This window comes from Mesorhizobium sp. L-8-3 (assembly GCF_016756615.1).
Lineage (GTDB): Bacteria > Pseudomonadota > Alphaproteobacteria > Rhizobiales > Rhizobiaceae.
In genome coordinates, this window is record NZ_AP023262.1 from 26,388 (window position 1) to 46,020 (window position 19,633).

Annotated in this window: 20 protein-coding genes; 15 read left to right on the forward strand and 5 right to left on the reverse strand. The window is 64.9% G+C overall.

Annotated elements, in window-relative coordinates:
• Nucleotides 1–45: 45 nt before the first annotated feature.
• Nucleotides 46–681: a ribosome maturation factor RimP gene (gene rimP / locus JN302_RS00120; RefSeq protein ID WP_202331184.1), complete on the reverse strand. Its 636-nt coding sequence runs from the start codon at nucleotides 679–681 to the stop codon at nucleotides 46–48.
• 279 nt (nucleotides 682–960) lie between these two features.
• Between rimP and JN302_RS00125 the strand changes: the two genes are divergently transcribed.
• Nucleotides 961–1,125 (forward strand): hypothetical protein, encoded by a 165-nt coding sequence (locus JN302_RS00125; RefSeq protein ID WP_202309529.1) that lies wholly within the window; start codon nucleotides 961–963, stop codon nucleotides 1,123–1,125.
• Between the two features lie 152 nt (nucleotides 1,126–1,277).
• Here JN302_RS00125 and JN302_RS00130 read toward each other — a convergent pair whose 3' ends face one another.
• Genes JN302_RS00130 through JN302_RS00140 form a run of 3 tightly spaced genes read right to left on the reverse strand, consistent with a single transcriptional unit; the run spans nucleotide 1,278 to nucleotide 4,272 of the window.
• A complete protein-coding gene (locus tag JN302_RS00130) occupies nucleotides 1,278–2,795 on the reverse strand; it encodes a tripartite tricarboxylate transporter permease (RefSeq protein ID WP_202331185.1) in 1,518 nt (505 codons plus the stop codon).
• Nucleotides 2,795–3,325: a tripartite tricarboxylate transporter TctB family protein gene (locus JN302_RS00135; RefSeq protein WP_202331186.1), complete on the reverse strand. Its 531-nt coding sequence runs from the start codon at nucleotides 3,323–3,325 to the stop codon at nucleotides 2,795–2,797. Before JN302_RS00135 ends, JN302_RS00130 begins: the two co-directional genes overlap by 1 nt.
• Nucleotides 3,322–4,272, reverse strand: a complete 951-nt coding sequence (locus JN302_RS00140) for a Bug family tripartite tricarboxylate transporter substrate binding protein (protein WP_202331187.1) — start codon at nucleotides 4,270–4,272, stop codon at nucleotides 3,322–3,324. The genes JN302_RS00135 and JN302_RS00140 overlap by 4 nt, the downstream gene beginning before the upstream one ends.
• 466 nt (nucleotides 4,273–4,738) lie before the next feature.
• Here JN302_RS00140 and JN302_RS00145 point away from each other — a divergent pair, with 466 nt between their 5' ends.
• From JN302_RS00145 to nuoG, 14 genes are all read left to right on the forward strand, one after another.
• Nucleotides 4,739–5,239 carry an NADH-quinone oxidoreductase subunit J gene (locus JN302_RS00145; RefSeq protein ID WP_202331188.1) on the forward strand — a complete coding sequence of 167 codons (501 nt, stop codon included), beginning with the start codon at nucleotides 4,739–4,741 and terminating at the stop codon, nucleotides 5,237–5,239.
• A complete protein-coding gene (gene nuoK, locus JN302_RS00150) occupies nucleotides 5,239–5,541 on the forward strand; it encodes an NADH-quinone oxidoreductase subunit NuoK (protein ID WP_202331189.1) in 303 nt (100 codons plus the stop codon). Before JN302_RS00145 ends, nuoK begins: the two co-directional genes overlap by 1 nt.
• Nucleotides 5,542–5,545: 4 nt before the next feature.
• Complete coding sequence (locus JN302_RS00155; protein WP_202331190.1) at nucleotides 5,546–7,009, forward strand: monovalent cation/H+ antiporter subunit D family protein; 1,464 nt, start codon at nucleotides 5,546–5,548, stop codon at nucleotides 7,007–7,009.
• Nucleotides 7,006–7,260, forward strand: a complete 255-nt coding sequence (locus tag JN302_RS00160; RefSeq protein WP_202331191.1) for a hypothetical protein — start codon at nucleotides 7,006–7,008, stop codon at nucleotides 7,258–7,260. The genes JN302_RS00155 and JN302_RS00160 overlap by 4 nt, the downstream gene beginning before the upstream one ends.
• Nucleotides 7,253–9,013, forward strand: a complete 1,761-nt coding sequence (locus JN302_RS00165) for a Na(+)/H(+) antiporter subunit D (RefSeq protein WP_202331192.1) — start codon at nucleotides 7,253–7,255, stop codon at nucleotides 9,011–9,013. Before JN302_RS00160 ends, JN302_RS00165 begins: the two co-directional genes overlap by 8 nt.
• Before the next feature lie 8 nt (nucleotides 9,014–9,021).
• Nucleotides 9,022–10,497, forward strand: a complete 1,476-nt coding sequence (locus JN302_RS00170) for an NADH-quinone oxidoreductase subunit M (RefSeq protein WP_202331193.1) — start codon at nucleotides 9,022–9,024, stop codon at nucleotides 10,495–10,497.
• The gene (locus tag JN302_RS00175; protein WP_202331194.1) at nucleotides 10,494–11,933 is read left to right on the forward strand and encodes an NADH-quinone oxidoreductase subunit N; all 1,440 of its coding nucleotides are present in this window, start codon (nucleotides 10,494–10,496) and stop codon (nucleotides 11,931–11,933) included. Before JN302_RS00170 ends, JN302_RS00175 begins: the two co-directional genes overlap by 4 nt.
• Before the next feature lie 155 nt (nucleotides 11,934–12,088).
• A complete protein-coding gene (locus JN302_RS00180) occupies nucleotides 12,089–12,454 on the forward strand; it encodes an NADH-quinone oxidoreductase subunit A (RefSeq protein ID WP_202309540.1) in 366 nt (121 codons plus the stop codon).
• Nucleotides 12,442–12,945: a NuoB/complex I 20 kDa subunit family protein gene (locus JN302_RS00185; protein ID WP_202309541.1), complete on the forward strand. Its 504-nt coding sequence runs from the start codon at nucleotides 12,442–12,444 to the stop codon at nucleotides 12,943–12,945. The genes JN302_RS00180 and JN302_RS00185 overlap by 13 nt, the downstream gene beginning before the upstream one ends.
• Nucleotides 12,942–13,505, forward strand: a complete 564-nt coding sequence (locus JN302_RS00190) for an NADH-quinone oxidoreductase subunit C (protein ID WP_202331195.1) — start codon at nucleotides 12,942–12,944, stop codon at nucleotides 13,503–13,505. Before JN302_RS00185 ends, JN302_RS00190 begins: the two co-directional genes overlap by 4 nt.
• 1 nt (nucleotide 13,506) lies before the next feature.
• The gene (gene nuoD / locus JN302_RS00195) at nucleotides 13,507–14,721 is read left to right on the forward strand and encodes an NADH dehydrogenase (quinone) subunit D (RefSeq protein WP_202309543.1); all 1,215 of its coding nucleotides are present in this window, start codon (nucleotides 13,507–13,509) and stop codon (nucleotides 14,719–14,721) included.
• A gap of 17 nt (nucleotides 14,722–14,738) precedes the next feature.
• On the forward strand, nucleotides 14,739–15,251 hold the full coding sequence (gene nuoE / locus JN302_RS00200) for an NADH-quinone oxidoreductase subunit NuoE (RefSeq protein WP_202334134.1): 513 nt from the start codon (nucleotides 14,739–14,741) through the stop codon (nucleotides 15,249–15,251).
• Between the two features lie 4 nt (nucleotides 15,252–15,255).
• A complete protein-coding gene (gene nuoF, locus JN302_RS00205) occupies nucleotides 15,256–16,521 on the forward strand; it encodes an NADH-quinone oxidoreductase subunit NuoF (RefSeq protein ID WP_202309544.1) in 1,266 nt (421 codons plus the stop codon).
• A gap of 30 nt (nucleotides 16,522–16,551) precedes the next feature.
• Nucleotides 16,552–19,122, forward strand: coding sequence for an NADH-quinone oxidoreductase subunit NuoG (gene nuoG / locus JN302_RS00210; protein WP_202331196.1), 2,571 nt, complete (start codon nucleotides 16,552–16,554; stop codon nucleotides 19,120–19,122).
• A gap of 40 nt (nucleotides 19,123–19,162) precedes the next feature.
• Here the strand turns inward: nuoG and JN302_RS00215 are convergent, their stop codons facing one another.
• Nucleotides 19,163–19,603 (reverse strand): CBS domain-containing protein, encoded by a 441-nt coding sequence (locus JN302_RS00215; protein ID WP_202309546.1) that lies wholly within the window; start codon nucleotides 19,601–19,603, stop codon nucleotides 19,163–19,165.
• Nucleotides 19,604–19,633 lie beyond the last annotated feature (30 nt).

Here is a 19,633-nt window from a genome sequence, read left to right on the forward strand (position 1 = left end):
CTCCCTATGCAATTCCCGGCGCCGCGCGGCTGCCCGGGTGCAGCGTCAATTGTCCGTTTCGGTTTCGTCTTCGGTTTCGGCTTCAGTTTCTGGGGGCTCGCCGCGGCGCTTCCTTGCTTCCTGGCGCGCCTTCTTGTCCTTCTTCAGCGCGTCCCTGATAAGATCGTCGGTGAGCACGAGCCGCGCTTCGGCGATCGCCTCGTACGGAATCCGCACCGTCGGCTCGTCTCCATAGGCCGGCTGGTCGCGCTCGATCAGCACGGCCTCGGCGTCGGCCTCGGCGATCCTGCCGCGGAAACGCTTGCGATCGGCGACGAGGATGGAGGTCTCGATCTTGGCGAGATGGCCGGTCCAGGTCACGAAGTCCGACTTGCGGACCAGCGGCCGGTCGATGCCGGGCGACGAGACTTCGAGATGATACGCCTTCTCGATCGGATCTTCCACATCGAGCGCCGGCGAGACGGCCCGGCTGACCTCCTCGCAATCCTCGACGGTCATCGTGCCGTCTTCGCGCTCGGCCATGATCTGCAGGGTCAGGCCGTTTTGCCCGAACAGTCGCACGCGCACCAGGCGGAAGCCGATGCCGGCGAGCACCGGTTCGACGATAAGCGCCACACGCGCATCGATGCCGCTTTCGCGGATGATGCGATCGTCGTGTTCGCTCCTGTCAGTTTCAGTCATCCGTTCTCCGCGCAGCCGCCTGGGCGGCCGTATTAACAAAAAAGAGCGGGACCGGGTGGACCCACTCTTCGTCTAACCGACCAAGAATTTAGCTATGAGATAGCGGATGAGCGCCGGGTTTTCAAGTCCGGCCGGTCTTCTTTCGAAAATCCGGGCTCATCCCCCGCGTGCAGCCGGCTTGATCAATGCGCCACCGGCATGGCAGCCCTGCGCGCCGACCCCTGACGTCCGATGGGGACAATACTTATCTGCCGATGAACAGATCCAAGGAAAAAGATCATGTCGAATCACAACAGACGCACGACCTTCGCTGAGATCATCACCATCATGGGCGATGCACTTGCAGCCGCCGCTTCGGTCCGTCAGGGACGCCAGCCCGACGCCGGCAATCTGCGCGGACTGGGCATCGACCCCGAGCAGTACCGCCAGATCGGCCGGCTCTGACGACCGTTCTCGTACAAACGGCCCGGATGCTGACGCGTAAGTGCGCCGCCTCGGTCGCCGGCGCGGCCCCTCAGGGTTGCCTGGCTGCGCGCCAACGGGCGTGCGCCACGCGGTCGCGCACTCCAACAGCCGATCTTCGTCAACCGTTGGTATCAGTCCTCCGACGACGCGAGCTGCGTCAACAGCCTGGCCTTGCCGCGCGCACGCAGATAGAGCGGCAGCAGCACAGCAGTCAGTGCCAGGATCCAGAGCACGATCGCGATCCAGGAATGGAACAGGACGCTCGGGTCGCCCTGGCTGATGGCAAGCGCGCGCCGCAATTGCTGTTCGGCCAGCGGCCCCAGGATCAATCCCACCACGACAGGCGCGATCGGATAGCCGAAACGGCGCAGGAAATAGCCCATCAACCCGAAGGCGAGCAGCAGGCCGAGTTCGAAGGTCGACGGATTGGCGCCGATCGTGCCAAGCGTGGCGAAGACCAGGATGCCGGCATAGAGCCAGGGCTGGGGGATGGCGAGCAGCCGCACCCATAGCCCGACCAGCGGCAGGTTCAGCACCAGCAGCATCAGATTGGCCACCAGCAGGCTGGCGATCAGCCCCCAGACCAGGGGTGCATTGGTGACGAAGAGCAGCGGTCCCGGCTGCAGGCCGAATTGCTGGAAGCCCGCGAGCATGATCGCCGCCGTCGCCGTCGTCGGCAGGCCGAGGGTCAAGAGCGGGACAAGCGTGCCGGCTGCCGAGGCATTGTTGGCGGCCTCGGGGCCGGCCACACCCTCGATCGCGCCCTTGCCGAACTCCTCAGGTTTCGCGGCAAGCTGCTTTTCCAGCGAATAGGACAGGAAGGTGCCGATCTCGGCGCCGCCGGCCGGCATCGCGCCGATCGGGAAACCGACGGCCGTTCCACGCAGCCACGGCTTCCACGACCGCGCCCAATCCTCCCTGTTCATCCAGACCGAGCCGCGCACCGGTTCGATCTTCTGCTCGCCGCCGACGCGGCTGGCCGCCACGCTCAGCGCCTCGCCGACGGCGAACAGCGCGACGGCGAGCGTCGTCACCTCGATGCCGTCGAGCAGATCGGGGACGCCGAAGGCGAGGCGCGCCTGGCCGGTCTGCAGGTCTATGCCGACCAGTCCGAGCGCCAGTCCGATAAACAGCGCGGTCAGGCCGCGAAGCGTCGAATCGCCGAAGGCGGCCGACACCGTCATGAAGGCCAGCACCATCAGCGCGAAATATTCCGCGGGACCGAAGGACAGCGCAATGCCGACCACCCAGGGCGCCAGGAAGGCGAGCCCGATCGTGGCGAGCAGCCCGGCGACGAAAGAACCGATCGCCGCCGTCGCCAAGGCCGGTCCGCCGCGACCGGCGCGCGCCATCTTGTTGCCTTCCAGCGCCGTGACGATCGAAGCGCTTTCGCCCGGGGTGTTGAGCAGGATCGAGGTGGTCGAGCCGCCATACATGCCGCCGTAGTAGATGCCGGCGAACATGATCAGCGAACCGGCGGGATCAAGCTTGTAGGTGACGGGCAGCAGCAAGGCCACGGTGAGCGCCGGGCCGATCCCCGGCAGCACGCCGACGGCGGTGCCGAGCGTCACCCCGATCAGCGCGTAGAGCAGGTTTATCGGCTCCAGCGCGACGGCGAGGCCTTGCCAGAGGAGTTCGAATGTCGCCATCAGCCGGCACTCCCGAACAGACCGCCGATCGCGCCTGCAATCGTCGTCAGCGCCTGCTCGAACGGTCCCGACGGCAAGGCGAGCGACAGACCGCGAGCGAAGATCAGCCAGACGAGGCCGGACAAGAGTATGCCGAGCGGCACCGTAAACCAGAGCGGCCCTCGACCGAAGCCGCGCGCCGTCGCGGCGAAAAGCAGGCCCGTCGCGATCGAAAAGCCCGCAAGCTTCAACAGCAGCATCTGCGCCGCCAGACCGCCGACGATCCAGACGATCGGGGCAATCGCCTGCTCCTCGCGTTCGGGGAAATCACCCCGAAGCGCGGCGAAGACGGTCCATATGGCAAGGATGAACAGCGCGGCTGCAATTATATAGGGAAATGTCGTCGGGCCGATACGGGCGTAGTTCACCGCACCGCCCATCGTCGCGGTGCTCCAGGCGATCACGACCGCGACCAGAGCGAGAGCACCCGCCACGACGAGCGCAGCCCGGTCCGCCCGGACTGCCGGGCGCGGCTCGCCGTCGTCGCTCATTTGACGAGGCCGATATCTTTCAGGATCGATGACGTGGCCTGGACATCCTTCGCGAGTTGGGTGCGGAAGTCGTCGCCGGCCAGGTAGGTATCGGCCCAGCCTTTGTCGGCGAGGGCCTTCTGCCAGGTCGCCGATTTCACCATCTTGTCGATGTCGGCGGTGACGGCCGCCGTCTGCTCGGGGCTCAGGCCCGGCGCGGCCGCAACCATGCGCCAGTTCTGGATAGAGACGTCGACGCCGCTCTCCTTCAGCGTCGGAGCGTCGACGCCGGGGATCTTCACGTCGCTGGAAACTGCCAGCAGCCGGAGCGTTCCGGCCTGAACCTGGGATGCGAACTCGCCATAACCGGAAATGCCGGCGGTCACCTGGCCGCCGAGGATAGCCGCCAGCGCCTCGCCGCCGCCGGAGAATGCGATGTAGTTGACCTTGGTCGGATCGACCCCGACAGCCTTGGCGATCAGCGCGGCCGCGATATGGTCGGTACCGCCCGCCGAGCCGCCGCCCCAGGAAACCGAGCCGGGATCGGCTTTCAGTTTCTCGACGAGCCCGGCCATGTCCTCGATGTCCGAAGCGGCGGGAACGACGATCGCCTCATATTCGCCGGTGAGGCGGGCGATCGGCGTGACCTGGTCGAGGGTGACGGGCGAATTGTTGGTCAGGATCGCACCCACCATCACATAGCCGCCGACGATCAGCTGCGAGGGATCGCCGCTGGCCTGGTTCACGAACTGGGCGAGGCCGATGGTGCCACCCGCGCCGGGCACATTCATCACCTGCACGTTGCCGGAGATCTTTTCGTCCTGGAGGGCGGTCTGCATCGAACGCGCGGTCTGGTCCCAGCCGCCGCCGGGCGCGGCCGGCGCCACGATCTTGTAGTCGGCGGCGAATGCCTGGCCTGACAGGGCCATCCCGGCGATGCCGACGATCGCGAAAAGCAGTTTCCGCATGATTCCTCCTCCATCGCCAGCCGCCTGCGGCGAGATAAGCGTTGTGCCGCCGGGCTTGTCAACAGGGCGGTGCTCGGGAAGAAGACGTCGGACAGACTGGCGACCGCGGCCGCGCATGAGACGCTCCGCCCGCATATCCGTGTTATCCCTGTGAACACCAAGGCGGAATGGAAAGCGGCGGGCGTCGTCAGCCGACATCCGCGCCTCAGATCCCGGCGCGTGCAGGTGCAGACACCGTCGCGGCGCCCGATCGCCTTGTGGCCGCATATGTCCGCGCTGCCGCATCAGGCTTCGATCATGCCGCCTATGACACGGCCAGAATCGCGCCCACGCGGCGCCAAACCACGACAATCTTGAGAAAAATCCGATATTAGGGCACAGTTTGCGAACGCGTCTGAAGTGCGCAGCTATCTCAAACCCGGCCGTCTCGCGCCGAGTGAGAGCTCGTGTCGGAAGGTCGGCGTCGATGGGTCAGGGGTTCTTCCTTCTGTTCGCTGCGGCGTCCGTGATCACGGCCCTGACCGTGGTCCTGGCGCGGAACCCGGTGCACAGCGCCTTGGCGCTGATGGCGTGTTTCCTGCAGATTTCGGCGATCTTCGTCCTGCTCGAGGCACCGTTGCTGGCGGTCATCCAGATCTTCGTCTATGTCGGAGCGATCATGGTCCTGTTCCTGTTCGTGATCATGATGATCGACGTGCGCGAAGCCGTATTGCAGCGGTTCGTGCCGGGCAGCAACCTGCCGGCCCTGGTGATGCTCGTCCTGCTCGGGGTCGAGATGCTTGTGCTGGTGCTGTGGAGCGACCGCTTTTCGGTCACAGAGCCCGTCGCCGCGAGCAGCGGCGGCGAGATCAGGCAACTCAGCACGACACTTTTCGCCGACTATCTGCTGCCGTTTGAAGTTGCCTCCGTGATCCTGCTGGCGGCCCTGGTCGGCGCCATCGTTCTGGCGCGGAAGGAGCCGGGGTGATGGTGCCGCTCTGGTGGTATATCGCGCTCGCAGTGGTCCTGTTCGTGATCGGAGCGGCGGGCGTGCTGCTCAGGCGCAACATCCTGGTCGTGCTGATGTCGCTGGAGCTGCTGCTCAACTCGGTCAACATCAATTTCATCGCTTTCGGGCACTACTACGGCGACTTCCGCGGTCAGATCTTCGCGATCTTCGTCATCGCGATCACCGCGGCGGAGGTTGCCATCGCCCTTGGCATACTGGTCGCCCTGGTGAGAAACAAGGCCACCCTCAAGGTCGACGACGTGACCATATTGAAAGGATAGCAGCTTGGACCCGGTGATATCGATCCGGCCGCTACTTGCCGTTGCCGTCGCGGTTCTGGCGGCACTTGCAGTTCTCCTTCTCAACAATCGCGAGAGGCTCCGCGATGTCGTCTCGCCAGTGGCGGCGCTCGCCATGTTCGCAATTGTCGCTTCGATGGCGCCCACGGTGCTGGCGGGCCGTACGGTCGATCTGCGCCTGTTCGAGGTTCTGCCGGGGATCGACTTCGCATTCCGGGCCGATGCGCTCGGCATGGTGTTTGCCACTGTCTCGTCGCTGCTGTGGATCGCCGCGGCGTTCTATTCCATCGGCTATATGCGGCACTTGAACGAGCACGGGCAGACCCGGTTCTTCGCCTGCTTCGCCACCAGCCTCGCGGCGGCCGTCGGAGGGGCCTTCGCGGCCAATCTGTTCACCCTGGTCATCTTCTACGAGGTGCTCAGCCTCGTTACCTATCCGCTTGTCTACCACCACGAGGACGAGGAGGCATGGGCGGGCAGCCGCAAGTACCTCGTCTATCTGATGGGCGCGTCGAAAAGCGTGCTTCTCGCCGCGCTGGCTCTGACTTACCAGATTGCGGGGTCGCTCGACTTTGTGGCGGGAGGGCTGCTGGCGCGGGCCGATGCGTCGGCAGCCCTGCTGACGGTCGTCTATTTCTGCTATCTCTTCGGTTTCGCCAAGGCGGCGGTGATGCCGATGCACGCCTGGCTGCCCGCCGCAATGGTGGCGCCGACACCGGTCAGCGCGCTCCTGCATGCGGTGGCCGTGGTGAAGATGGGCGTGTTCTGCGTGCTGCGGGTGGTGTTCCATGTGTTCGGCGTGGGGCTGATGGATGGGCTGGGGCTCGGCATCGCCACGGCCTATCTGGTCTCTTTCACCATCCTGATGGCTTCCGTCTACGCCCTGACGCGGGACGACCTCAAGGCGAGGCTCGCCTATTCGACGGTCAGCCAGCTTTCCTACATCGTGCTTGGCGCGGTCCTCTTGTCGCCGGTCGCGATGGTCGGAGGAATTGTCCACATTGCGGCGCATGCATTCTCCAAGATCACCCTCTTTCTGTGCGCCGGATCGATCTACTGCGCGTCCGGCAAGCGCAACATCAGCGAGATGGCAGGCATCGGCCGCAGGCTGCCCTGGACGATGGGAGCGTTTTTTGTCGCCTCGCTCAGCATGATCGGGATACCGCCGACCGCAGGCTTCGTCAGCAAGTGGTACCTGGCGCTGGGTTCGGTGGAGGCTGGGGAGATCGCGTTCCTGATCGTGCTCCTGGTGAGTTCGGTCCTGAACGCCGCCTATTTCCTGCCGGTCAGCTACGGTGCCTTCTTCGGGACGGAGGCAGCGGAGAGCCCGACGCCGGTCCGTGAAATTCCGATGGTGGCGATCCCGTTGGTCGCGACCGCCATCCTGTCGGTGTCCATGGGCATCTTCCCCGACTATTTCCTCTCACTGGCGGAAGGAGTCGTCAGATGATCAGGCGCATGGTCGATTTCTTCGGCGACGAGCAGTATGCGAGGCAGCGTCGCCGGCTGTTCTATCTGGTGCTCCTGCTGATCGTCATCGCCGACTTTCTGGTCCCCCGCGCGCACGCCGAATATTTGTGGGAGCGTCTGCCGGGCTGGTCGGCCGCCTATGGCTTGGGCTCCTGCGTGCTGCTGATCTTCGTTTCCAAATTCCTCGGCCATCAGGGCGGACTGATGCGGCGCGAGGACTATTATGATTGACTTCGTCCATCCCGCCCTGCTGTTCATTCTCGGCGCCCTGCCGATCCCGTTCCTGAAAGGGTCGATCCGCAAGGCCTATCTGCTCCTGATCCCGGCGCTCGCGATCCTCGCCGTATTCACGATGCAGCCGGGCAGCTACGGCGCGGCGCGGTTCATCGGGCAGGAAATCCTGATAGCGAAGGTCGACAGGCTGAGCATCGTCTTCGCCACCGTTTTCACGATCATGGCGCTGATCGGCATGGTCTACGCACTGCATCTGACGCGCGCCGGCCAGCATGTGGCGGCGTTCGTCTATGTCGGCAGCGCCCTCGGCGTCGTCTTCGCCGGCGACTACCTCACCCTGTACCTGTTCTGGGAAGGCATGGCCTTTGCGTCCGCCTATCTGGTCTTTGCCCAGGGCGGCGGGCAGGCGATCCGCGCCGGGTTCCGCTATCTCATGGTCCACATCACCGGTGGCGTCGTCCTGCTCGGCGGCATCGTTCTCCATGGGCTCGCCAGCGGCTCGCTGCTCTTCGGCCCGATCGAGGGAGGGATGGGCGTCGCCGTCTACCTGATCCTTGCCGGGTTCATGCTCAACGCCGCCGTACCGCCGCTCAACGCCTGGCTGACCGACGCCTATCCGGAGGCGACCGTCACCGGGGCGGTGTTCATGAGCGCCTTCACCACCAAGACCGCCGTCTATGTTCTGGCGCGGGCCTTTCCGGGGACCGAACTGCTGGTGTGGCTCGGCGCAGTGATGGCGCTTTACGGCGTCGTCTACGCAGTGCTGGAGAACGACTGCCGGCGGCTCCTGGCCTATCACATCGTCAGCCAGGTAGGCTACATGGTGGCGGGCGTCGGCATCGGCACCGAAATGGCTCTGAACGGGGCGACCAGCCACGCCTTCGCGCATATCCTCTACAAGGCGCTCCTCTTCATGGGCGCGGGGGCGGTAATTTACGTCACCGGACGGCGCAAGCTCACCGAACTCGGCGGGCTCTACCGGACCATGCCGCTGACCGTGGCGCTCTACATGATCGGCGCCTTCGCCATCTCGGCGTTTCCGTTTTTCTCGGGCTTCGTCACCAAGTCGATGGTGGTGGCCGCCGCCGGACAGGACCACCGCGCGCTGGTGGTGCTTATGCTGACGATGGCGTCGTCGGGGACGTTCCTGCACACCGGGCTCAAGCTCCCATATTACATGTTCTTCGGCACGGACCGGAAGCTGGAGGCACAGGAGCCGCCTCGCAACATGCTGGTTGCGATGGCCATGGCGGCGGTGCTCTGCATCGCGATCGGGGTGTTCCCCCAGCCGCTTTATGCGCTTCTGCCCTATCCGGTCGATTTCGAGCCCTACACCGGCGCCCATGTCACCGAGAGCCTGGGTATCCTGATGTTCACGGCATTGGGCTTCGTCCTCTTCCTCAGGGCGCTGGACCCCGAGAACACGATAAGCCTCGACACCGACTGGTTCTACCGCAAGGGCGCGAGGCTCTTCATGTGGGTCGCCGAAAGGCCGCTGGCCAGCTACGAGAAGGCCGTGAGCGACCTGTCGGAGACCGCGGCGCTGCCCTTCCTGCACCGGACGGCACGGGCCGGGCTGCGGACCGATCTCAACGGCGTCGACGCCGTCGTGAACGGCATCGCTCGCTCGATCCTTCACGGCGGCGGGGTGCTGCGGCGGCTCCAGACCGGCGTCGTGACCCATTATGCGCTGGCGATGATCGCCGGCGTGATCGCTGTCATCGCTGTCTTCGCCGTGGTGTGGCAGTAGGGGGTGCGATGGCGTTCCCGCTGCTCAGCCTCATCGTGTTCCTGCCCGCCGCCGGCGCGGCGTTTCTGATGTTTCTGCGCAGCGACGACGCGGTGCGGTGGACGGCGCTGGCCGTCACAGTCCTCGACCTCGCACTCTGCATCGCGATGCTGGCCGGCTTCGACACCACCACCCATGCGATGCAGTTCACCGAGACGCGACCGTGGGTGCCCGCGCTAGGGATTACCTACGCGCTCGGCGTCGACGGGATCAGCGCACTCTTCGTGTTCCTCACCGCGCTCCTGGGTTCGATCTGCGTGCTCGCGTCCTGGGTCGCGATCGACCGCAAGGTGAAGGAGTTCATGGTCAGCCTTCTGGCCATGCAGGCGCTGATGCTCGGCGTGTTCTGCGCGCTCGACCTGTTCCTGTTCTACGTATTCTGGGAAGCGATGCTCATCCCGATGTACGTGATCATCGGCGTCTGGGGTGGTGACGGCCGGGTCTACGCGGCGTTCAAGTTCTTCCTCTACACATTGGCCGGCAGCCTACTGTTCCTGATCGGCGTCATCGTGCTCTATTTCCAGGGCGGCGAGACCTTCGACATCCGAGCCCTCACGGAGCAGGATTATCCGTTTCGGGTCCAGTCCTGGCTGTTCCTCGCCTTCCTGATCGCCTTCGCCGTCAAGGTGCCGATGGTCCCCGTGCATACCTGGCTGCCGGACGCTCATGTGCAGGCGCCGACGGCCGGCAGCATCATCCTCGCCGGCGTGCTCCTGAAGATGGGCGCCTACGGGTTCCTGCGGTTCTCGTTGCCGATGCTGCCGGAGGCGTCGGTTTATTTTTCATTGCCGATGCTGGCGCTTTCGGCACTTGCGATCGTCTATGGCGGGTTGCTCGCTCTGGCGCAGGACGACCTGAAGAAGCTGGTGGCCTATTCCAGCATCAGCCACATGGGCTTCGTGACCCTGGGGATCTTCGCGCTGAACCTCCGCGGCCTCGAGGGCGGCATCCTGCAAATGTTCAATCATGGCGTGACGACGGGCGCGTTGTTCCTGTTCGTCGGCCTGATCTACGAACGGACCCATACCCGCAGCATCGCGGATTACGGCGGGCTGATGAAGGCGGCGCCGGTCTATACGACATTTCTCGCGCTGTTCACCCTGTCGTCGATGGCGCTGCCGGGGACGAATTCGTTCGTGGGCGAGTTGCTGGTGCTGTCGGGCGGGTTTGCGGCCAATCTGGCCGTCGGCGCCGCCGCCGTCGTCGGGGCATTGCTGGGCGCGGCCTATCTGCTCGGCATGTATGGGAAGGTCGCGCTTGGTCCTGCCCGCGCCGGCGCGCGGTACAAGATCCGCGACGTGAACGCACGCGAACTGGCGGCGATCGTGCCGCTGGCCGTCTTCGTGCTCTGGGTCGGACTTTATCCGAGACCCTTTCTCGACATCATCGACGCTTCGGCGAAGCATTTGCTGTCGCAAGTGCACGCGAGAGGAGGCAGCCGATGACCGCCGCCGCGCTGCTCCAGTCGATCCTCGCGAGCATGCCCGAGATCGTGGTGATCACGGGCGCCTGCATTCTCCTGATCCTGGGACAATTGGTCCGGAAAGGGCAGGAACATCTGATCGGCTGGGCTTCCGCCGCGGTCGTGCTGCTTGCCGCCCTGGGGACACTCATGCTGTCGGGCGACGTGTGGCCTGCCTATACGGGCATGTTTGTCGCCGACCCCTTCTCGGCCTTCTTCAAGGCCGTGTTCTACCTGGCCACCGTTCTGACATTCCTTCTCTCGCGAAAATATGCGCAGATCGAAGGGATCGGGAGCAGCGAATACTATGTGCTGCTGCTCTTCGCGCTTGCGGGGATGATGATCATGGCCTCGGCGATCGACCTCCTGTCGATCTATGTGGGCCTCGAACTGATGGCGCTCTCCACCTATGTGCTGACCGGCTTCCTGCGGCAGCAGCGGCGGTCGAACGAAGCGGCGCTGAAATATGTGGTCCTCGGGGCGGTATCGAGCGGGATATTCCTTTACGGCGTTTCGCTGGTCTACGGGCTTACCGGCACGACGCAGCTCGACGGGATGGCTGCTGCGGTGACCGGCGATCCGCTCGATCCCGGATTGCTGTTGGCGGTCGTCTTCATCGTCGCGGGACTGGTCTTCAAGGTCGGCGCGGTGCCGTTCCATATGTGGGTTCCGGACGTCTATGAAGGCGCGCCGACGACGATCACCGCCTTCATGTCGGTGGGCCCCAAGGCGGCGGGGTTCGCGGTGATCCTGCGGGTGTTCCTCAATCCGCTGGTGGCGGCCTCGGACGCCTGGATCATCGTCGCCATCATCGCGGTCGCGACGATGGCGCTCGGCAGTTTCGTCGCCCTGGTGCAGGACAATTTCAAGCGCCTGCTGGCCTATTCCAGCATCGCTCATGCCGGCTTCGCGATGTTCGGCGTGGTGGCCGGCGGCGCGGACGGGATCGCCAGCGTGATGCTCTATCTGTTGATCTACACGTTCATGAACCTCGGCATCTTCGGCACCGTCATCATGATGCGGAACGGCGACTTCTCGGGCGAGCCCATCAAGGACTACGCCGGGCTTGCCAAGTCGCATGGCGGGCTGGCGTTACTGATGCTGCTCTATCTGTTCTCGCTGGCCGGCATTCCGCCGACGGCCGGCTTCTTCGCCAAGTTCTATGTGCTGGTCGCCCTCGTCGAGCGGGGGTTCGTCACGCTGGCGGTGATCGCGGTGCTGCTGAGCGCCGTCGCCGCCTACTTCTACATCCGCATCGTCATGGTGATCTACATGCGCGAGCCGGAGCGCGCATTCGACCCCGCGCTGACGCTCCCGGTGCGTGCCACGCTTGCCTTGACCGCTGCCGGCACCATCGGGATCGGCCTGTTCCCGGCGTGGTTTCTGAGGCTCGCCCAGCAATCCGCGTCCGGCGGCTGATCGATTGGATTTGCAATGATCGGGCCGAGCGAATACTCTCGGTAGTGCAGGAAAGAAAGGCACAAGTCGCTTCCCGGGGGCCCGCGTCACCGGCCTCGAAGCGAGCCGGTCGCGACCTGAGCAGAACCCTCGGTAGGTGACCGGGGTAATGCGACATGACTGGAATGGAATTCCTGCCGGTTCTTTTCATGGTCGCCGGAATTGTTCTGGTGGCGATGGCGACCTTGTTTGTCTCCTCCCTGCTGCGCCCGTCCCATCCCTATCCCGCGAAGAACATGCCCTATGAATGCGGCATGGATCCGGCGGGCGAGGCAGCCGGGGGGCGCTTCAGGGTGCAGTTCTTCATCCTCGCGATCCTGCTGGTGGTCTTCGATGTAGAGACGATGTTCCTCTTTCCCTGGGCCGTCGTCCTCAAGGAAATCGGGCTGGTCGGCTATGTCGAAATGTTCGTCTTCATCCTGTTGCTTGTCGTGGGCTTCGCCTACGCCTGGCTGACGGGAGCGCTGGAGTGGGAGGAATGAGCAACGCGATCCGTGACAGCGTGCTGTTCACCACGGCCGACAATGTGATCAGCTGGGGTCGAAGGTCTGCACTGTGGCCCGAGACTTTCGGCATTGCCTGCTGCGCCATCGAGATGATCTCGGCGGGATGCGCGCGCTACGATCTCGACCGGTTCGGCGTGGTGTTCCGGCCGTCGCCGCGCCAGTCCGACGTGATGATCATCGCCGGCACCGTGACGCGGAAGTTCGCACCCGTCGTGCGCCGGCTCTATGACCAGATGCCTGAGCCGCGCTGGGTCATCGCGATGGGCACCTGCGCGATCTCGGGCGGAGTCTACAACACCTACGCAGTGGTGCAGGGGGCGGAGACCTTCGTGCCGGTGGACGTGCATGTGCCCGGCTGCCCGCCTCGGCCCGAGGCGCTGATGCATGGGTTCCTTCTGCTTCAGGAGAAGATCAGGAAATCCCGGGCGCTGGCCGGGACGCGCCTTGAAAGGGTCGCGGCGCCATGAGCGTGGAGACGCCTTTCAACCGCGCCCCGATCATAGAGCGCTTCGGGGGGGCGATCGAGGATCTTGGCTTTGCGCACGGCGTTCATGCCTTCGCCGCTCCGCCTGAAATGGTCGTCGAGCTTTGCCGGTTCCTGAAGGACCACCCGGCGCTGCGGTTCAATTTCCTGTCCGACATCTGCGGGGTCGACCATCACCCCGGGGCGCCGCGATACGAGGCGGTGTACCACCTCTATTCACTGCCCAACAAATGGCGCGTCCGGATCAAGTGCCGCCTCGGCGATCCGCCGCGGATCCCGTCGGTGACAGGGGTCTGGCGTACCGCCAACTGGCATGAGCGCGAGGCCTGGGACATGTACGGGATCATGTTCGAGGGCCACCCCGACCTGCGGCGGATCTACATGTGGGAAGGGTTCGAGGGCTTTCCGCAGCGCAAGGACTTTCCGCTCCGGGGCTACAAGGACGAGTTGAACCCGTTTGGCGCCGAAGGCACCCCGCCGACGCAGCCCGACCTCGCCACGAGAGACATACCGCCGGGCGCACAATCCCACGACGGGACTTGAGATGACCGAAGTCACGGAACTGACAAGGCCGGAAGGCGAAGAGCTCGACACAAAGGAGGTTCTTCTCAACCTCGGCCCGCAGCATCCCAGCACCCATGGGGTGCTGCGGCTCGTGCTCGAGCTGGACGGCGAGCATGTCGCGCGCGTGGACCCCCATATCGGCTACCTCCACCGCGGCACCGAAAAACTTGCCGAGAGCTTCACCTACACCCAGATCTTCCCCCTGACCGACAGGCTCGATTACCTCTGCCCGCCCTCGAACAACCTGGCCTTCGCGCTGGCCGTGGAAAAGCTCCTCGGCATAGAGGCGCCCGTCCGGGCGCAGTATATCCGCGTGCTGATGGCCGAGCTGGCCCGGATCTCCGGTCATCTCCTCATCACCGGCGCGCTGCCCATGGACCTGGGTGCCATGACCGCGCTGCTATACGCCATGCGCGAACGCGAAATGATCATGGACCTTCTGGAGATGATCAGCGGGGCACGAATGCACACCTCGTTCTGCCGGGTCGGCGGTGTGCGCGAGGACCTGCCCGACGGCTTCTTCCCCAAGATCAGAGAGTTCTGCGACATCTTCCCGAACCGGATACGCGACTATGAACGGTTGGTCGAGGACAACCGGGTGTTCCTGAAGCGCACACGCGGGATCGGCGTGATCTCCGCCGAGGACGGCATCGATCTTGGCTTGAGCGGCCCGAACCTGCGGGCCTCGGGCGTCGACTGGGACATCCGTCGCGACGAACCTTACGAGATCTATGACCGGCTCGACTTCAACGTCGTCATCCGCAACGAGGGCGATTGCTACGCGCGCTGGCAATGCCGGGTCGAGGAGATGCGCGAGAGCGTCCGGATCATCGAGCAATGCCTCGAGCAGATGCCGGAGGGGCCTTTCCAGATCGACATGCCGACGATCGCCTTCCCGGTGGACAAGGACAGGGTGCACTGTTCGATGGAGGCGCTGATCCAGCACTTCGACCTGTCGGCCTATGGCTTCGAGGTGCCGAAGGGCGAAGTCTATTCGGCGATCGAGGCGCCGAAGGGCGAGCTCGGTTTCTATATCATCAGCGACGGGTCGCCAAAACCGTTCCGGATGAAGGTGCGGGCACCGTCCTTCGTCAATCTTCAGGCACTGTTCGGGGTCAGCAATGCGCGCTACCTGGCGGACATGATCGCCGTGCTGGGCAGCCTCGACCCGGTGATGGCGGAAGTGGACAAATAGAAGTGGATCCGGACGCGATGAACATGCGCGAAAAGATCGAGGCGGCGGCTGCGCGGTACCCGGACCAGCGCTCGGCGATCATGCCCGCGCTGCTGATCGCGCAGAAGGAACATGGCCATCTACCCGGCCCGGTGCTGGAAGAAGTCGCAGACATCCTCGGCGTCGAGCGGATTTGGGTCTACGAACTGGCGACCTTCTACACCCTGTTCCATACCGAGCCGGTGGGCATGTTCCACCTGGAACTCTGCGACAACGTCTCTTGCATGCTGCGTGGGTCCGAGCACCTGCTGAGGCATCTGGAAGTGGTGCTGGGGATCAGGAAGGGCGACACGACCCCGGACGGACTGTTCACCCTTTCGACCGTCGAATGCCTGGGTGCTTGCGAGATGGCGCCGGTGATGCAGGTCGGCGACGACTATCACGGCGATCTCGACATCGCGCGGGTCGACGCGCTTCTGGAGTGTCTGCGGGCGACGGCGGGGCTGGCGACCGGCGCCGATCGCGCAACGCCGGCAGCCCCCGGAGTGTAGCGCCATGTTCGAACCGGTGCTTCTCAGGAACGTGGACGTGCCCGACGGCCATCTGCTGGCGACCTACGAGGCCGGCGGCGGCTATCAGGCGCTGGCGAAGGCGTTGCGCGAGCACACGCCCGACGAGATCATCGGCCTCATCAAGGAGTCCAATCTGCGCGGTCGCGGCGGAGCCGGATTCCCGACCGGTATGAAGTGGAGCTTTGTGCCGAAGCGGGCCGACAAGCTGAAATATCTGTGCTGCAACGCCGATGAGGGCGAGCCCGGTACCTTCAAGGACCGGATCATCATGGAGCGTGACCCGCACCAGCTGATCGAGGGCATGGCGATCAGCGCCTACGCGATCGGCGCGGAAACAGCCTATCTCTACATCCGCGGGGAATACGTGCTGTCGATCCGGCGGCTGGAGCAGGCGATCGCCGAGGCCCATGCCAAGGGGTACCTGGGAACGGGGATCCTCGGCTCGGATTTCAGCTTCGCCGTGCACATCCATTGCGGCGCCGGCGCCTATATCTGCGGCGAGGAGACCGCGATGCTCGATTCGCTCGAGGGCAAACGGGCCCAGCCGCGTCTGAAACCGCCGTTTCCCGCAGTCGAGGGGCTCTACGCCAGCCCGACCGTGATCAACAACGTCGAGACGCTGGCCTGTGTGCCGCATATCGTGGCGCGGGGGCCGGTCTGGTTCCGCGGCATCGGCCCGGACAAGAGCCCCGGCCCGAAGCTCTATTGCCTCAGCGGGCAGGTGCGCAAACCGGGCCTCTACGAGCTGCCGATGGGCATTTCGCTGCGCGAACTGGTCGAGGACCACGCCGGCGGGCCGTTGCCAGGGCGCAAGATCAAGGCCGTAATCCCCGGCGGGGTCTCGGCGCCGGTGATACCGGAGCGCGGGCTGGACGTCGGGATGGACTTCGATTCCCTGGCCGCCGCCGGCTCGATGCTCGGCTCGGCCGGGGTGATCGTGATCGACGACTCGACCTGCATGGTAAAAGTCGCCACCCGGATAATCGAGTTCTTCCACCATGAATCCTGCGGCAAGTGCACCCCGTGCCGCGAGGGCCTGAACTGGGTCGTGAAAGTCCTGCGCCGGGTCGAAGCTGGGCAAGGCGCGCCGGGTGACCTGGATCAGCTGGAGGCGCTCTGCAAGGGCATCTTCGGCAACACGTTCTGCGCGCTGGGCGACGGCGCGGCCATGGGGCTGCGGGCGGCGCTGGAGCATTTCGAGCATGAGTTCGCCCTCCATATCGAGGAGCGGAGGTGTCCGTTTCACTGAGGAGCGCTGAGAGTAGGCCGTAAGGAAGTCATGGTTAGCATCACGATCGATGGGCAAATGCTGGAAGTGGAGCAGGGGTCCACGGTGCTGCAGGCCGCCGAGCGTCTGGGTATCGCCATCCCGACCTTCTGCTACATGAAGCGGCTGCCGGCGCTGGCTTCCTGCCGCATGTGCCTTGTCGAGGTGCAGGGGTTGCGGAGACTGCAGCCCTCCTGCGCGACCGCGGTCGCCGAGGGCATGGTCGTACGGACGAACACGCCGCTGATCGACGAGACGCGCTCCTCCATGCTCGACATGCTGCTCGCCAACCACCCGCTCGACTGCCCGATCTGCGACAAGGGCGGCGAGTGCGAGCTTCAGGACATGGTAATGGCATACGGCCCCCGCGAAAGCCGGTTCCGCGATGCCAAACGTGTGTTCCACTCCAAGGACATCCGGCTCAGCCCGGTCATCATCATGAATGTCAACCGCTGCATCCAGTGCCAGCGCTGCGTCCGGATGTGCGAGGAGGTCGTCGGTGCGGTCGCCTTGGGCACCGTCGAAAAAGGCATGGATACGGCCGTCACCGGCTTCGAAGGCAGCCTCGCGAGTTGCGACCAGTGCGGCAACTGCGTCGAGGTCTGCCCGGTCGGCGCGCTGATGAGCTTTCCCTATCGCTACAAGGCGCGGCCCTGGGATCTGGCCGAGACCGACTCGGTGTGCCCGCATTGCGGCACCGGTTGCCAGTTGACAGTCGGCGCGCGCAGGGGCGAGTTCATGCGGGTCCGCTCGAAGTGGGAGAACGGGGTCAACCGCGAAACGCTCTGCGTGCGAGGGCGCTTCGGTCTCGATTTCATCGAGGGCCGGGACCGGGTCAAGCGGCCGATGATCCGTCGTGACGGAGCCCTGGTTCCGGTTTCCTGGGACGAAGCGGGGGACTACTTGCGGCAACGCCTGTCCGATGTCGGGAGCAAGGCTGCGGGCGGGCTCGCCTCGCCGCGTCTCCCCAACGAGATGCTCTATCAGTTCCAGAAGCTGATGCGGACGGTGTTCCGAACCAACAATATCGACTGCTCGGCGCGCTGGTCCACGCCCTTCGATGCGCTCGGCCCCTTGATGGCGGGCTTCCATTCCCGCGCGCCGCTGGAGGAGGTGATCGGCAACGATTGCGTGCTTGTCGTCGGTGGCAACGTTACCGAGGAAAATCCGGTCACCGAATACCTGCTGCGTGACGCCGCACGCCAGCGGCACATCGGGCTGCTCATGCTCTCGACGCGGCCGTCGCGCCTCGACGCCGACAGCAGGGCGGTCGTTCGGGTCCCGCCAGGCGGTGAGACGGCGAGCCTCGCCGCGGTGGTGGCCGGTCTGGCCGCGGCGGCAGGTCGGGCCCTTCCGGGCGAATTGTTCGCGGACATCGGCGCGACAACCGGCAGTGAGGAGCCGGACCGTCTCGCCGCAGCGCTGCTGAAAGGCCGAAGCATCACCACGCTTGTCAGCGCCGACCTGCTGAGATCACACCAGGCTCGCGCAACGCTGCAGCAACTCACCAACCTGCTGCAGCTTCTCCGCGCACTCGGCAAGGGCGTGGCGATGCAGTTCCTCTTCGACCGCGCCAATCAGATGGGCGCCTGGGACATGGGGGTCCTGCCGGCGGCGCTGCCGGGGCTGCGCCCGGTGGGCGATGACGTGGCGCGCGGAATTCTCGAAAAGGCCTGGGGCACCGAAATCCCGCCCGAACCGGGCGCGGATTTCGACGCCATGCTGGAACTCTGCGACGGCGGGCGGATGGGCGCGCTCTACGTCGTCGGAAGCGACCCGCTGATGGCCTATCCAGACCGGGAATTCGCAAAGCGGGCGCTTGCCGGCGCCGATCTTCTGGTCGTGCAGGACACGTTCATCACCGATACGGCGGGTCTGGCCGATGTCGTCCTGCCCGCGGCGGGCTACGGCGAAGAATCCGGCACGTTCACCAACAACGAGGGCCGGACCCAGACGATCCGCAAGTTCCGCGAGCCCGCCTTCGAGGCGCGAGGCAATCTGGCGATCTTCGACTTCGTCGCGGCGCTGCGCAACCGGGCGCTGGGGCTGTCACTGCAAGGCGAAATCTTCGGCGAGATCGCCCGGCTGGTTCCGGCCTATCAGGGACTGACGCAAGACGGCCTCGGGACCGACGGAGCATTCACCGGAACGGCCCCGTCGCCGCAGGCCGGTGAGTTCTTCGCCCCGCCGCCTGCCCCGATCGCGGCCGACGGGCTCATGCTGGTCACCGGCAACGGCCTGTTCCACAACGGATATCTTTCCGAACGCTCGGAGATACTGAATACCGTCGCTGACGCCCCATATGTCGAGATGAGCGAGCGAGACGCCCGGCAGCTTGCCCTTTCGGATGGCGATCTGGTGGCGGTGCGATCCGCCCGGGGCGAGCTGACGGCGGAACTCAAGGTCAACAGGCGCTTTCCCCCGGGCCTCGTGTTCGTGCCGGAAAATTACAGAACCTTGCGTCTCAACAGCCTGATGCGGCGGGGCGAATACCCATGTCCGGTGGAGGTTCGCAGGGCGCACGCGGCTTTAGGGATCGGCGCTGCCGCGCAACCTGAAGCGCTGCCAGAGGTTCCGGGCTGAGGCGGTTCCCACCTGCAGCCTGCCGATGGATCCAGGATCGTCAGTGATAGCCGGTTCCGGCGATGTAATCGTGCAGCGCCTCCTCGTTGCGTATCAGTTCCTCGAGCCGGTGCTTGACCAGATCGCCGATGCTGACCACGCCGACAGGGGCGTCGCCATCCATGACCAGCACGTGGCGCGTCCGCCGCTCGGTCATGATCGCCATCACGAACGGCAGCCCATCCTGTGCCGAACATGTCGCCACGCTGCGGTTCATGATGTCGGCGACCTGCATCATGGGCGCCTCGACTCCGTAGTCGGCCACGGCATTGCAACAGTCCCGCTCCGACAGCGTACCCAGGTATTTCCCGGGCGAACGGCTGACGACCACGAAGCCGATGTTGTGTTCCCGAAACAGCCGCAGGACTTCCACCATCGTCTGATTTGGAGTGACCGATACGACCTCGGGGGCCTTGGCCTTCAAGATTTGGCATACAAGCATCTGAACCTCCTCCCTGCTCGCTCCGGCTTG

Bases quoted from the DNA above. Each gene is read 5' to 3' on its own strand.
- JN302_RS00140 (WP_202331187.1), bottom strand. From the start codon at position 4,272: ATGCGGAAACTGCTTTTCGCGATCGTCGGCATCGCCGGGATGGCCCTG.
- JN302_RS00125 (WP_202309529.1), top strand. From the start codon at position 961: ATGTCGAATCACAACAGACGCACGACCTTCGCTGAGATCATCACCATC.
- JN302_RS00145 (WP_202331188.1), top strand. From the start codon at position 4,739: ATGGGTCAGGGGTTCTTCCTTCTGTTCGCTGCGGCGTCCGTGATCACG.
- JN302_RS00180 (WP_202309540.1), top strand. From the start codon at position 12,089: ATGACTGGAATGGAATTCCTGCCGGTTCTTTTCATGGTCGCCGGAATT.
- JN302_RS00190 (WP_202331195.1), top strand. From the start codon at position 12,942: ATGAGCGTGGAGACGCCTTTCAACCGCGCCCCGATCATAGAGCGCTTC.
- JN302_RS00135 (WP_202331186.1), bottom strand. From the start codon at position 3,325: ATGAGCGACGACGGCGAGCCGCGCCCGGCAGTCCGGGCGGACCGGGCT.
- JN302_RS00215 (WP_202309546.1), bottom strand. From the start codon at position 19,603: ATGCTTGTATGCCAAATCTTGAAGGCCAAGGCCCCCGAGGTCGTATCG.
- JN302_RS00170 (WP_202331193.1), top strand. From the start codon at position 9,022: ATGGCGTTCCCGCTGCTCAGCCTCATCGTGTTCCTGCCCGCCGCCGGC.
- JN302_RS00175 (WP_202331194.1), top strand. From the start codon at position 10,494: ATGACCGCCGCCGCGCTGCTCCAGTCGATCCTCGCGAGCATGCCCGAG.
- JN302_RS00165 (WP_202331192.1), top strand. From the start codon at position 7,253: ATGATTGACTTCGTCCATCCCGCCCTGCTGTTCATTCTCGGCGCCCTG.
- rimP (WP_202331184.1), bottom strand. From the start codon at position 681: ATGACTGAAACTGACAGGAGCGAACACGACGATCGCATCATCCGCGAA.
- nuoG (WP_202331196.1), top strand. From the start codon at position 16,552: ATGGTTAGCATCACGATCGATGGGCAAATGCTGGAAGTGGAGCAGGGG.
- nuoF (WP_202309544.1), top strand. From the start codon at position 15,256: ATGTTCGAACCGGTGCTTCTCAGGAACGTGGACGTGCCCGACGGCCAT.
- nuoD (WP_202309543.1), top strand. From the start codon at position 13,507: ATGACCGAAGTCACGGAACTGACAAGGCCGGAAGGCGAAGAGCTCGAC.
- nuoK (WP_202331189.1), top strand. From the start codon at position 5,239: ATGGTGCCGCTCTGGTGGTATATCGCGCTCGCAGTGGTCCTGTTCGTG.
- JN302_RS00160 (WP_202331191.1), top strand. From the start codon at position 7,006: ATGATCAGGCGCATGGTCGATTTCTTCGGCGACGAGCAGTATGCGAGG.
- nuoE (WP_202334134.1), top strand. From the start codon at position 14,739: ATGAACATGCGCGAAAAGATCGAGGCGGCGGCTGCGCGGTACCCGGAC.
- JN302_RS00130 (WP_202331185.1), bottom strand. From the start codon at position 2,795: ATGGCGACATTCGAACTCCTCTGGCAAGGCCTCGCCGTCGCGCTGGAG.